The 14,177-nt window shown below is 29.6% G+C and carries 11 protein-coding genes; 2 read left to right on the top strand and 9 right to left on the bottom strand.

The window, feature by feature from the left end; translation table 11 throughout:
- Positions 1–36: 36 nt before the first annotated feature.
- The 7 genes from ACQRC6_RS04580 to ACQRC6_RS04610 all read right to left on the bottom strand — a co-directional run bounded on the left by ACQRC6_RS04580 (position 37) and on the right by ACQRC6_RS04610 (position 6,228).
- Positions 37–696, bottom strand: a complete 660-nt coding sequence (locus ACQRC6_RS04580; RefSeq protein ID WP_427847945.1) for a lantibiotic dehydratase — start codon at positions 694–696, stop codon at positions 37–39.
- A gap of 147 nt (positions 697–843) precedes the next feature.
- Positions 844–1,596 carry an ABC transporter ATP-binding protein gene (locus ACQRC6_RS04585; protein WP_427847946.1) on the bottom strand — a complete coding sequence of 251 codons (753 nt, stop codon included), beginning with the start codon at positions 1,594–1,596 and terminating at the stop codon, positions 844–846.
- Positions 1,593–2,615, bottom strand: coding sequence for an ABC transporter substrate-binding protein (locus tag ACQRC6_RS04590; RefSeq protein WP_427847947.1), 1,023 nt, complete (start codon positions 2,613–2,615; stop codon positions 1,593–1,595). Before ACQRC6_RS04590 ends, ACQRC6_RS04585 begins: the two co-directional genes overlap by 4 nt.
- On the bottom strand, positions 2,612–3,373 hold the full coding sequence (locus ACQRC6_RS04595) for an ABC transporter permease (RefSeq protein WP_427847948.1): 762 nt from the start codon (positions 3,371–3,373) through the stop codon (positions 2,612–2,614). The genes ACQRC6_RS04590 and ACQRC6_RS04595 overlap by 4 nt, the downstream gene beginning before the upstream one ends.
- A complete protein-coding gene (locus ACQRC6_RS04600; protein ID WP_427847949.1) occupies positions 3,345–3,644 on the bottom strand; it encodes a thiamine-binding protein in 300 nt (99 codons plus the stop codon). Before ACQRC6_RS04600 ends, ACQRC6_RS04595 begins: the two co-directional genes overlap by 29 nt.
- Before the next feature lie 209 nt (positions 3,645–3,853).
- Positions 3,854–4,429 (bottom strand): nitroreductase family protein, encoded by a 576-nt coding sequence (locus tag ACQRC6_RS04605; RefSeq protein ID WP_293558247.1) that lies wholly within the window; start codon positions 4,427–4,429, stop codon positions 3,854–3,856.
- A 53-nt stretch (positions 4,430–4,482) separates the two neighbouring features.
- Positions 4,483–6,228 (bottom strand): ABC transporter ATP-binding protein, encoded by a 1,746-nt coding sequence (locus ACQRC6_RS04610; protein WP_427847950.1) that lies wholly within the window; start codon positions 6,226–6,228, stop codon positions 4,483–4,485.
- A gap of 137 nt (positions 6,229–6,365) precedes the next feature.
- Here ACQRC6_RS04610 and murJ point away from each other — a divergent pair, with 137 nt between their 5' ends.
- Both murJ and ACQRC6_RS04620 read left to right on the top strand, forming a co-directional pair.
- Positions 6,366–7,958 (top strand): murein biosynthesis integral membrane protein MurJ, encoded by a 1,593-nt coding sequence (murJ, locus tag ACQRC6_RS04615; RefSeq protein WP_427847951.1) that lies wholly within the window; start codon positions 6,366–6,368, stop codon positions 7,956–7,958.
- A gap of 353 nt (positions 7,959–8,311) precedes the next feature.
- Positions 8,312–9,205 (top strand): DMT family transporter, encoded by an 894-nt coding sequence (locus tag ACQRC6_RS04620; protein WP_427847952.1) that lies wholly within the window; start codon positions 8,312–8,314, stop codon positions 9,203–9,205.
- Positions 9,206–9,555: 350 nt separating this feature from the next.
- Here ACQRC6_RS04620 and ACQRC6_RS04625 read toward each other — a convergent pair whose 3' ends face one another.
- Positions 9,556–12,156, bottom strand: a complete 2,601-nt coding sequence (locus ACQRC6_RS04625) for a DEAD/DEAH box helicase family protein (RefSeq protein ID WP_427847953.1) — start codon at positions 12,154–12,156, stop codon at positions 9,556–9,558.
- Positions 12,149–14,176, bottom strand: a complete 2,028-nt coding sequence (locus tag ACQRC6_RS04630) for a DNA methyltransferase (protein WP_427847954.1) — start codon at positions 14,174–14,176, stop codon at positions 12,149–12,151. Before ACQRC6_RS04630 ends, ACQRC6_RS04625 begins: the two co-directional genes overlap by 8 nt.
- Position 14,177 lies beyond the last annotated feature (1 nt).

Consider the following 14,177-nt stretch of genomic DNA (forward strand, 5'->3'; position numbering starts at 1 on the left):
TAATATATTTTAACAGTATAAGACTTTGTTTTCTATTTAATTAGATTTTTTATTTTTACTAAATTCTTTTTCTCTATCACTTGGATTATAAGAATCATTTAAATAGATAAACCCATTAAATTTATTTTCATCAATTATCTCAATTAAATCAACTTCTATATTACTTCCATATTTTTCTATAAACTTATTTTTAAAGTTACTTAAAAATCCATAATTATTAATTTCAGGACTAATTTTAGAAAATTCATTAACAAAATTTTCTATCTTATTTTTTAATTCTTTATTAAGAGTTTTACTTGAATATTTACATCCAGTATTAAGTTCTATATAATTACTAGATTCATTTAAAGATTTCATAAGGTCATAAATCTTTTTTAAAATTCTTAATTTTTGATTTTTCTTATATTCATCAAATAAATATTTTAATTTATTTAAACTATTAGTGATGTCGCTCATCTCTGTGATGTTTTCTAAATTTTTTATTAACCCATTTGCACAATCTGTGTCTACTTTAATATCTATTATTTCATCTTCTTTTTCGATATTTGTATTTAGCCCAAATTCTCCAATAGATACGTTTGCAAAACATCCATAAGGAGTTGGTCTAGAGCTTATTCTTATGAAATATTTTAGTAAGACTTGACATAAATTTCTATATTCTAAATAATAAAATGGTAAAGCTGGAGTTCTAATCATAAAATAATCCCAGATATTATGGTCTATAACAACATCACTCCTTTATATGGCAACGATATCATCTCTACTTAATTTTGTCAAACTCATTTTGATTGTTAGTTTTTAAAATACGATATCGCTAATAAAAAAACGAGGAATTTACCTCGTTTAAATAATTTTATCAAGTTTTTCAATAATGTATTTTTTATACTCAATAAATTTTTTATCTTCAAAAAAATTTTCTTTAAAATCTTCTTTTATTTCTATTTCATCAATTATTGTTCCTGGATTTTTCCCCAAAATATAAATCCTATCTGAAATTTTTACTGCCTCTTCAATATCATGAGTGATAAAAATCGTAGAAATTTTCATCTCTCCAATAATTTTTTTATACCACTTGTGAATCGACGCCTTAGTTATTGCATCAAGAGCAGAAAAGGGTTCATCAAGTAGTGCTACTTCATTTGAGAATACATAAGTTCTAAGAAGTGCTGCACGCTGTGCCATTCCTCCAGAAAGCTGTGAAGGAAATTTTTCCTGAGTTCCTTCGAGACCAAAATCTTTAAATAGTCCGCTGACTTTTTCTCTTGCGACTTTTTTCTTGTTGCCACGCAAAATTAATGGTAGAGATACATTGTCGATAATGGTCATATAAGGAAGTAGCAAATCCTTTTGCAACATATAGGAAACTTTCCCTGGAATTCCAGTAATGTCCTCACCTTTTAAAAAAACTTTACCATTATCTGGCTTTAAAAGTCCAGCAATTATGTTAAATAAAGTAGTCTTTCCACTTCCAGAAACTCCAACTAATGAAACTAATTCTCCCTTATTCAATATGATGTTTATGTCCCTTAGGACCTGTTTGTCGCCAAAGGACTTATCAACATCACTTACTCTTAAAATCTCTGATTTTTCGCTCATTTTAATTTTTCAGGATTTACAAAATCATTATTGAAACCAAAGTCCTTAGGAATTTCTCTATCAATTAATTTATTTTTCCATAACCAAGCGTAGAAATTATTCCATCTATCTGCATTTATTTCACCAAAATATTCAGCGTCATCTTTGTATTTGTCGTGGATATAATCCATTGCTTTAATTGTGTATTCTTTATCAAGTTCTGGATTTAATTTCACTAAAATTTCTGCAGCTTCCTTTGGATTTTTTGCTGCGTATTCGTATCCCTTAGTGAAAGCACGCATAAATCTCTTTGCTACATCTTCTTTATTCTTCAAAAAATCGTTATTTGCAATTAATATTGGAGTGTAGTAGTCAAAAGTTTTGTTAATATCTTTAAAAGCAAAATAATTAATTGGCACATTTTCCATTTCAGCTCTAACTCCGTCTACTGGATAAAAAATCCATACTGTGTCAATGTCTTTACCTTGAATTGCTGCAAGTGTGTTTGTAACATCACCAGGAATTAATTTTACTTTAGAAAAATCTCCTCCATCGTCTTCAACAACTTGTTTTAAAATTGCTTGTTCAATTGGAAGTCCCCAAGTTGAGTGATTGTGATTTTCCATGTCCTTAGGTCTTGTAATGTTTTTGTCCTTAACTGATACAATACCAGAAGTATTGTGATTTATAATAGCAGCAACTGCCGTAACTGGAAGTGGTTTTTCACTTGCAAAGGCAGGTGCAATTGTATCTTGAAAAGATACGCCAAAATCAGCCTTGCCTGATGCAACAAGAGCTTCAGCTCCATTTGCTGGAGGTTGATTTACTTCAACTTCAATCCCTTCGTCTGCAAAAAATCCCTTGTCCATTGCTACATAAAGACCTGCGTGATTAACATTTGGATCCCAGTCAAGTAAAAAGCTAACTTTCTCCATTGGCTTATCCTTTTTTTCTTCAACTTTTTTATTTTCAGTTTTACCACAAGCTGTTAGCATAATTCCCGCTAAAATTAAAACTAATAATTTTTTTAAATTTTTCATTCTTCCTCCATCCACGGCATCATCTTTTTTTGAATAAAACTTACTAGTTTCATCAAAATAAGAGAAATTGCCGAAATTAAAAATATAACAGCAAACATTTTGTCAAAGGAGTAATTTTTTTGAACTCTAATCATATATACTCCAAGCCCCTTAAAACCTCCAAGCCACTCGGCAATTACTGCTCCTACAACAGAATATGAAACTGCAATTTTTAAAGCAGAAAAAAAATTTCCCATGCTCTCTGGTAATTTGATGTATTTATAAATTTCGAACTTATTTGCACCCATTGCCTTTAATAATTTTATTTTATCTTGATCCACTTGCTTAAATGCCTCGAGAAGAGAAATTGCAACTGGAAAAAATGTTACAATTACAATAAGGGCAATTTTGGGAGCAATTCCATATCCCATCCATAATACAAGTAATGGTGCAATTGCAACTGTTGGCACAGTTTGTGTCAAAACCAAAATCGGATATAGAGCAGAATAAACAAAATCTGACAAATCCATTAATAAAGCTGCAACAAAACCCAAGCTCACTCCTACAAATAAGCCTAAAAAAGCTTCTGTCAAAGTTGTTCCAAGATGAGATGCAATAGTTGAAAAATCTGTAACAAATGCCTTTATAACGTCAAAGGGTTTAGGAAGTAAATAAGGTCCCACGATTCCCCTTGTTGTTACAAAATGCCAAATGGCTAAAATAATTATTATCAAGGAAGCTGCTGAGATATTATCCTTGATACTTGCCGATTTTTTCATCGATAGTCAATATCCCCTTCTCAGAATAAAATGTCTTAGAATAACAAGCAACTTGTTCTGAAATTTCTCCAGCCATTTTCACACAATTTTTCAAAATTTCAAAAGCCTTGTCGAAGTCATCTAATTCTATAACTGTTTCAAAAGGAGTTACAACATAGTTTACTTTCTCACTCTTTATATATTCAATTACTTTGTCTACAACTTCTACAACAGATTCTGAAGTACCTTCTTTAGTTGTAGGAAGTATTTGTATTGCTACTGAAATCTTCATAAAACCTCCTCATTAAAAAATAAAATAAAAAAAACCTCTTCAAAGAGAGGCATTGTTCCCGAGACAGCATTACCTGTCCTGGTCCAAAGGGTTTAAGGATTGACCTAATCTCAGCAAAAGCTCCCCTGATACTCTTATTATAGTCATAAGAGATTTTTATTACAAGCATAAGTTAATAGAAAAAAGTAGACTCTCGCCTACTTCTTTATTTACTCAATAACTTTTAAAATTTCATCAATTGGTTTTTTGTCATTTTCCTCTGGTTCTTCTTCAATTTTCCCAAAGGGCATTTCTGCAATAAGCTCCCATGAATCTGGAATTTCGTATAAATCCTTAACCCATGAATCAATGTGTGGGTTGTAATGTTGGTTGCTTGCGCCGATTTCTTCATCGCGAAGTGCTTGCCAAATATTTAGCTGAACCATTGCTGCTGAATGTTGTCCCCAAGTTTCAAAATATTCCTTATATAATGACATATTTTTTTCTTGCTCTCTAATTTCATCTTTGTCGATAAAAATTAGAGCCGTGCCTTTTGCATGATAAAATCCGAGAAATTTTTCTTCATTTATCTTATTGTCATAAGTTTCATTTACCCTTTTCCAAAAATCCTTGGATTTTTCATCAAAAAGTAATACTACTCTCGTAGTTTGTGAATTCATATGAGATGGAGTTGTGTTTAAAACATCTTCTATCAAATATTTTATTTCTTCATTAGTAAGTGGAACGTCTTCAGATAAATCGTAATAAGATCTTCTTTTTTTTATAATTTCTATATAATTTTGCATAATACACCTCTCAAAGTTTCTTTCTCGTTAAGATATACCCTAAAATAAATTTATTATTCTAATCTGCCACCCTTTGTGTATAGGTTGTAATAATAACCCTTCTTTTCCATAAGTTCGCTATGCTTTCCTCTTTCCACGATACCGTCCTTTGTCATTACAATAATCAAATCTGCATTTTGTACAGTTGTAAGTCTGTGGGCAATGGTAATAGTTGTCCTTCCCTTTGAAAGTTTTTCAATAGAATCCTGCACGACAATTTCACTTTTGTTGTCAAGAGCTGAAGTTGCTTCATCTAAAATTAAAATTGGTGGGTTTTTTAAAAAAACTCTAGCAATGGAAATTCTCTGTTTTTGCCCTCCAGATAATTTTACTCCTCGTTCACCTACATAAGTGTCAAAACCATCTGGTAAATTTCTTATGAATTCATAAGCTCCAGCCAGCTTTGTAGCTTCAATAATTTCTTTATCACTTGCATCACTTTTTCCATAGCCAATATTGTCCTTTACTGTCCCAGAAAATAAATATACATCTTGTTGAACTATGCCAATATTTTCTCTTAGCGATTTAATCTTTATGTCTCGCACGTCAATTCCATCTACTGTAACAGAACCGCTGTCCACGTCGTAAAATCTTGGAATCAAATTGCAAATTGTAGTCTTGCCTGCTCCGCTTGGTCCTACTATTGCAAGCTTTTCGCCAGGAATAATATCCACGCTAAAATTATTTAGGACCTTTTCTTCGCTCTTTCCGTAACTAAAGTCCACATTATTAAAGGAAATTTCTCCCCTTACATTTTTTATTTCAATTGCATTCTCTTTGTCTTTTATATCTGATTCGACAGACATAATTTCTGCAAATCTCTCAATGCCAGTCATTCCCTTTTGAAACTGCTCTGTAAATTCAATAATTCTTCTGACAGTTGCAAGAAGTGACTGAATAAACATTACATAGACTATTAAATCTTCTGGACCAATTTCCCTTTTCATGAGGAAATATCCGCCACTTGCAATTAAAATGAGATACATTAAACCGTCAAAAATTCTATTGATTGTATTAAAACCAGCCATTGACTTGTAGTATCTCTTTTTTATCCCTAAAAACTTATTGTTCTCATGGGTAAATTTTTCGCTTTCCACATCTTCATTGGCAAAGGACTTTACAACTTTTATCCCTAGTAGAGAATCTTCGATTGCAGAATTTAGATTACCAATATGCACTCTTTGATCCTTTTGTGCCTCTCGCATTTTATTCCTAAAATGTCCAGAAAAATAAATCATTAGCGGAATCATAATATAAATTAAAAGTGTCATTTTTACATTAATATTAAGAAGTATTATTAATGAAATAATAATTTTTAACACGCCGATAAAATATTCTTCAGGACAGTGATGTGCAAACTCCGTTATGTCAAAGAGATCATTGGTAATACGCGACATAATTACACCTACTTTAGTCTCGTTGTAAAAAGTGTCGGAAAGACCTTGAAGATGATAATAAAGATCCCTTCTCATGTCTGTTTCTATGCGTGCACCCATTATGTGACCAATGCTCGTCATAAAATACTGTGCAATTACTTCAATAATCTTTATGACAAAATATATTAATGAAAGCTTTAGCACAAATTCAAAGGTAATTGATGACAAGTCTTTCATCCCAAGATTTGTTAGTTTGCGGAGAATTAGTGGCAAAATCATTTCACTTGCAGTGGTAAGTCCCGCACAAAATAAATCTAAGAAAAGTGTAAACCTGTATTTATAAAAATAGGGCAAAACTTTTTTTATTAAATTTCTATTTTTCATTTTTCCTCCTTATTTAATTATTATAAAACAATAATAACACATAATTAAATTTCTTTAAAATAACAGAAATCTACCTTACTTGACATAAATTTTTAAACAAATTATAATTTGATAAGACTTATAAAGGAGATAATAAATTGGAAAATAAAGATAACACAGGCTCACGAATTGCAAAGTCAACTCTCGCCATTACAATATTTTTGTTAATAGGAAAAGTTTTTGGATTTTTTAGAGAATCACTCACTGCCTATGTATTTGGTGCTGGAACAGAAATGGACGCCTTTTCCCTTGCACAAGCAGCAACAGCAATGATATCAAGTTTTGTTACTCAAGCGATAGCTACAACATATATACCTTCTGCACAAAAGGCTGAAATGGATCATGGTCCAAGTAGAAAAAATTATTTTACCAATAATTTATTAATGGTCGCATCCTTAGTTTCCTTTGTATTAATCATTCTTGGAATAGTTTTTCCAAATCAAATTGCGCTATTAACTGCATCACAAGCTGAACCTGAAACTTATGCAATTGTAGTTAAACTTATACAAGTAGGAATGCCTGTGGTATTATTTTCATCATGGGTTGGAGTAATGGAAGGGTATCTTCAACATGGTGACAAATTCGCAGCCACTGGTGCCATTGCCATTCCACTAAACTTAACATATATAATTTACTTAGCACTATTTTCTAAACATGTTGGAATAATGGGACTAACTATTGCATCAGTTCTTGGCGTACTTGCAGAATTCTTGTTTTTACTACCCAATGCAATAAAAATTGGATATAGACCAAAATTTATTGCTGACTTCAAAGATAAATATGTAAGAGAGGCAATCCTCCTAGCCCTACCAGTTTTTGTATCAGTTTCTGTAAATGACATAAACACAATAGTAAATAGAAACTTAGCATCAGGAATGGGTAAAGGTGCTGCGTCAATTTTATATTATTCAAACAAAATGAATACAATGATAATTGGAATTTTCATAACTGCAATAACTGCCATAGTCTTTCCAATACTTACAAAAACCTTAGGTTCAGGAGACATGAAACTAGGCAAAAAAGTTATGAATGCTTCAATTAAAACAGTTTTATTTATAACAGTACCAGCAACTGTTGGACTAATAATTTTAGCAAGACCAATTATAGAAATTGCCTTTGTCCGTGGATCCTTTACTGCAGCAGATGGTATTGCAGCTACATCTACACTTAGATGTTACTCCCTATCTTTAATTTCAATTTCTGTAATAAATGTATTAAATAGAATTTATTATTCTATTAAAGATACAAAGACGCCTTTCTACGTAGGCGTAACCAATGTAATAATAAATGTAGGACTTAACCTTTTAGTCGCAAGACATTATGGAACTAATGGGCTTGCTGCATCAGTTTCCATTGCGACTACAATTGCACTTTTCATTTCCTTCATACTTCTAAGAAGAAAAATTGGAAATCTTGGAACAAAATCTTACATTAAGGCACTAATAAAAACATTGATGGCTGCTCTTGTAATGGGACTCGTAACACTATCTTACTTCCCTTACGAAAAATTAATTATGTCCTTTGCACCTAGTTCCCTTCATACTATATTAAGACTAATCCTTTTAATGATAATAGTTTTAATTGCAGCTTGCATATACCTATTGTGCCTATATAAATTAGGAGTGCGTGAAGTGCGTGATGTTGTTGGCATAGTAAAAAATAAAATAGAATCAAGAAAAAAATTAGCATAAAAATAAAAAGACTTAATATAAAAGGATCTTCAATAGTCAGATATAAAAACTAACATATGGAGATCTTTTTTAATGAAAAAATATATTTTTCTATTAATCATTTTATATTAGTTGTTTATAAAGAATAATGAATACTTGGCACTAAAGGATAATTATTAATAATTGATTTTCAGAGATTTTTTAAGAAATAGTTTAATAACCTAAATTGATGAAAGCCTTTATTTTCTATAAAATAATATAAATTGAAATAATAGATTTTATTTGCTAAATTAGAATTAAATAATATTCCGAGAAAATTTTTTGGCAAAATATAAATTATTTTCTCAAAACCTACCATAAGAGAGGTTATTAATATGAACATCAATAAAGAACTCAAAGGTATATTTCAAGCAATATTTTCAGCTATATTGTTTGGATTAATGCCTCTTTTTACTAAAGTTATTTATGGCTTTGGCTCAAATTTTGCTTCGACAGCATTTTACAGAACTAGCCTTTCCTTAATTTTAGTTTTAATATTATGTATTTTAGAAGATAAAAGTATCAGAATTAATTTTAAAGAGTTTATTTATTTAATAATAGGGTCTATATTTTTTGTCGCCACATCCTTAACTTTATATAGTTCTTACAATTACATATCTTCAGGCGTTGCAACTACTATTCACTTTGCATATCCAATAATTATTTTCATCATTAATGCAATTATTTCCAAAAGTCGACCAAATAAAGTCGATATATTTTGCATTTTATCAGTGAGCATTGGATTAGTTTTAATAATAGATTTAAAAAGTGGACATATAGATTTAAGAGGAATAATTTTAGCTGCTATTTCATCCTTCACTTATTCTTTTTACTCAATATTATTGGAAAGAAGTATTTTAAGAAACCTAAATTCAATAAGAATTTTATTTTATATAAATTTAATCTCAAGCTTTTTGCTAATTTTCTTTGTTAATATAACAGAAAGGGAAATAATTTTATCTTACAACTTATTTCAATGGATGTTTATATTTCTTTATTCTGTTGTCGTTACAGTAGGGGCTACCCTTTTATATCAAAAATCACTTAGAAATATTGGAGCAACCTACACTTCCATTCTTTCTTGTCTGGAACCTGTAACTAGTGTAGTAGTTGGCATAGTATTATTATCGGAACTACTATTTTTTAAACAAGTCTTGGCGATTATACTAATACTCTCATCCACGATAATCATCGTTAGAAATCAAATTAAAAAATATAAAATAGATTAAAGTAAGGCTATTGCAAAATTAATAATTCTATTTTGCAACAGCCTCTTTTATACTTTAATAGATAAAATTGAATCTTTTAAAATCTCTTCAAAATCAAGTACATATCTTGGATAATTTATATAATTAGATTTTATACTATTATCCAATTAATTTTAGATACAAATCCAACCCCATGAGTAATACTTTTAACTATTTTTTAGTTAATTTATTTATCATTGCACATAGTCTATCGACAAAACTGTTAATGAATTAAAAAGTTCTTAAATCCCATGGAACTTATTTTTCCCCAAATTTTTCTATGGGATTTATTTCTGGAGTATAGGGTGGTATATGAATTATTTCTATATCTTCTAGAATTTTTTGTCCAAAGACTTTTTAAACTCTTCCATCCTATAATCTTTATTAAAAAATGGTAGCCCTATAATTTTATACTCATTATCGTCAACATATTTCTTAACAGGGATACCTAGTTCTTCAATTTTTAAAAGAAATTCTTCCTTCCACTTATCTTTTTCTAATAAGTGGCTTCCCTTAGGTTCAATATAAATTTGTTCTTGCAAATAACCATCTATTCCCTTCTTTTGCAAGAATAGTAAAAAGTCAGGTTCAAATCTTTCTCCTGTATCAAATTCATAAATAGCTAATGCTGGTATTCTTTCATTTCTTACTAGATATATTTCATCGTATTTTTGCCTTAAATCTTTTACTATTCCTTTAAAATATTTAACAAAAGCTTTTTCTTCAGTTGTGCCATAGTTGTCATTATATACATACCAAGGTTCAAAGGCTAAATCCATGCTATCTTCATTTGCAACCATAGCTTGTGATATTCCTAATCCATCTCCATGAGGATTGTCTATATATATTTTTTTATCTTTTAATACATCGCGAATGTTTTTAACATAGAATTCTCTTGTACCTTCATACTCAGTTTTTATTTTTTGAATATATGATGATATATCCTGCAAAATTTTCATAGAGCCATCATACAAATCTTTTGCCCTTATTTTTTCATAGTAACTTTCAATTTGAAGAGTAATATTTCCTAAATAATTATCACCTTGTAAAAATTCTTTTTTTGACTTGAGGTTTGGAAAATATGATTTTAGAGTTTTAAATTTTAATATTTCAAAATTTGCCATTGCCCCTTCTGTAATATTTAGAGGTATCTCTTTAAATTTATATTGAAAGATATTGGTCATTCCATTGGTAATAGCTCTTCCTTCATCAAATAAGCCATATAATACTGAAGTTCCACTTGCTACTTTGTGCTGATATAAGGAATTTTGGATTTTCTTATCTATTTGCGATACTGAATTTCTCGATTTTTCTCTTCTCTGGTTTGAAAATACATGGCCTTCCTTAAAAAAGTTACTTTCTTTAAATTCATCCTTTAATCTATACTCAATTTCCATAGGAGCATTTGCCAAAAGACCTGTTTGCTTTAATGCATACCTTAACTCGCTAATATATCTTGAGTCTTGCATTGAATGATATAAAAGAGTTTCTAATATTCTATTTTCATTTGTAATATCATAATCGTATTTTCTTTTATTTCTAGCTTGACCTTCTTCTATCTTAAATGGACAATATCTGGCACCACGTCCGATTAATTGAGCTTCACTTATAGTAGTCTTTCCAGGTTTACCCTTGTTTCCATCCCTAGTTTCATAAAGTCTTACAATGTCAAATAGGTTTAAAACATCCCATCCCTCATTAAGCATATCCACAGTAAATATTATTCTATATGGATTATCTTTTGCTTCAAGAGAGTTTACAGCAACTTGTTTTTCTTTTTCTTCAGATTCACTTTTTGAATTTAATACTATGGAGCTTTCACGAGAAAATCCTAATTTTAAATCTGAAACAAGAGAATTTAAACTTGAATCTTTTTTTAAGAAATACTCTATGGCATTTTGCAAATATTCATTATTAGAATCTTTAAATTTAATTATTTCATCTGACTTTAGTTTATTTAATTTCAGATAAAACTCATCATAAAATTCTTTAGATTCTTTAATAGTTTTAGATTTCAAAAGGACAACGGGCTTTATATTTTGACCAGCATCACCAAATAAATGTCTACGGTACTCGCTTAAAACTAAGGCAAGTAATGTCCTTGTCCATCTATCATAATCGCCTTGCATATTTTTAAAATCTTTAGTGTATCCACTCGCTCTAAATTTAGATAAAGTATAATCATATACTATTTTATCCAAATACTTTTTCTCTACATTAGGGTCTTTTAAATCAGCAGTGGCAGTAAATTCTAATAAAACATTATCTCTATTCGCTCTAAATAATCTATCAATAGTATATTCCCAAGATTTAACATTTTCTTCTATATTTGTTTTCTCTACCTTAGTTAATCCTTTTGTAATAGTATTAATATGATGAGATTCATCAGATATTAAAACTATTTTTTCATCTTCAAAATCTTCAATAGTAGGAGAGTTTTCTCTTGGAATATTCATATCCAAGTGAAGTTTTTGCGTTGATGTAAAACAGATATTAATAGCATTCTTGTCATAAAAAGCAAAATTATCGACTTCCTTTATTTCAACTTGTTCTCCCATTAATTCTATATTATTTGCAAATAAATATTTTATAGAGAATGGATTTAAGAAGTTTTCTTTTGTTTTTTCGATAATATTATTTTGATTTACAAAAAATAGAAATTTCCTATATCCTTTCATGTAAAAATAAAGGATTAATCCTGCCATTATAATAGTTTTACCAGAACCAGTTGCCATGTGAAATAGATTATGAATCTGTTTATTCTTAATCAAATCACTTTCAACATAAGTTATAAAATATCTAAAAGCCTCTTCTTGATAGTCACGGAGCACTATATTTTTGTTGAGGTTAGATTTAATGTATTCAGGAAGTTCTTTTAAAGCTCCTACTTTTTTTAGCACATCTAATTCTTGATATAAATATTGTTCACTCATTATAGTTCTCCTTATAATAAAAGCTTTTAGTGAATTTTTTATCTTCGTCGCAAATATTAAAACTTTCATCTTCTAAGTCAGATAGATTTACATAAAGTTTATTCTTGTCTAAAAACTCCATAACAAGATTTTTTTGCTTCTCTATTGACAGATTATCAAAATCTTTTTCTGTTCCCTTTAAATCATTAGGAAGGACTGAAGGTATTAGTTTGCCATTATCAATAGCCTTGTTAAAAACAACTCTTATTTCTTCAGAAGTCTTAGTTTTTTCTAATTCAGATACAAGACTTTCATTATCTTCTAAAAGTTCACAATAGACAAAAGAACCTCCACCTTGCCAATTTACTGATTTAGAAATGCCTCCTTGTTCTCCTTCAATAACTTTTTTAAGACGAGGTGTAGAAACGGTGTTTATATAATCCATTTGTTCAATCCCAATAAATCGGCGATTCATTTTCATGGCAACGGCTGCAGTTGTTCCTGACCCCAAATGATAATCCATAATCAAATCATTCTCTTCAGTTGTTAGACCTAAAACTCTTTGTATTATTTTTTCTGGCTTCTTACCATTAGAAAATTCAACATCTCCCTCTAAAGTTAAATTATTATATAGTATATCATTCCATAAAGTAGTAATCCCTTCTTGATAATATGGTTTATCATCAATGTATCTCACTACATCAGATAAAAACATCACCATATTTCTTTTTGCATCTTTATATAATATTTCAATTAATTCACCTTTATTTTTACCTTTTATGGGTCTGTACTCCAATCCTACGATTGTTTCAGGTAAATTCCTAGTTTTATCTTCAACATACTGTCTTACACTAGATTGAGCATTTGTCGTTCTAAATATCTTATCGCTATACCTTAAATAAACCTCATCTTCTGTTAGTCCTAATTCTTTAGCATATGCATTAACCGATTTGCTTTCAAATTCGCTATAACTATAAAAAATATATCCATTTTCTTCTTTAATTTTTTTCTTACCACCTAATTTTGTAATAATAGAAGTGTACTTCCAGCTTTTGCCACTATCTTTATAATTCTGAATATGTTGATTAAGTGGAATGTTCCTATAAACTTTATTAAGATTAATTAAATTCTTATCTTTTGCATAAAAGTTTATAAACTCAGTTACATCTTTTAAGCTTTTACCTTCTGCGCTTCCCGAAACCCCACCAATTTTAGTCTCTATGGTCACGATATTAATAAAATTCTCTCTTCCAAAAACTTCATCCATAAGTACTTTCAAATAAGCTTGTTCATTATCATCACATTGTACAAAAATAACCCCGTCATCTTTTAATAATTCTTTTGCTTTTTCCAATCTATTTTTCATAAAAGTAAGCCAAGTCGACCTATTAAATTTATCATTATATTTAAATGAGTCATTGCCTGTATTATAAGGTGGATCAATATAAATACACTTAACTTGTCCTTCATATTTTTCTAAAAGAGAAGATAAAGCAATCAAATTATTGCCTTTAATAATTAAATTATCGTCCTCATTAAATTCTATATTTTCTTCAACGCCATCAGCAGTATACCTTTTAGCATTTCCTAAAACTTTAGGGGCAAGGAGTCTATTTACTTGCTCTGGTGCTAGAGTTTCATTGTAAAATATTTCTTGTCTTTTCTGATCTTCTTTAGTCTGACCACCTTCTAAGATGCAGTCCTTATAGGGCCATACTAAAGATATATCTTGTTTTTGACTTATAAGATTATCGTTTGCATCGACAAGACCTATTTTGTTTTTATATAAGGTATAGGAGTCTGGAAGAAATTCTTTAGATTCTAAAACCCAAACAAATTTATTTTTATCAAATACATATATATCATCAACTTTAGTAAAAAAGCTATCTTTTAACATTTCATTATTAAGCAATGCTTTTAGTAAATTTTTATCATTGCTCCTAGCTGCATCAGATACTTTTGTTTTTATAATTTGCTTATCTTCTCCAATGAAGCGCTTATCAGAACTAAGCACTTTTTTCAATTCATCTAAAAACTTCATA

The organism is Peptoniphilus sp. SGI.035 (assembly GCF_050315115.1).
Classification (GTDB): Bacteria; Bacillota; Clostridia; order Tissierellales; family Peptoniphilaceae; genus Peptoniphilus_A.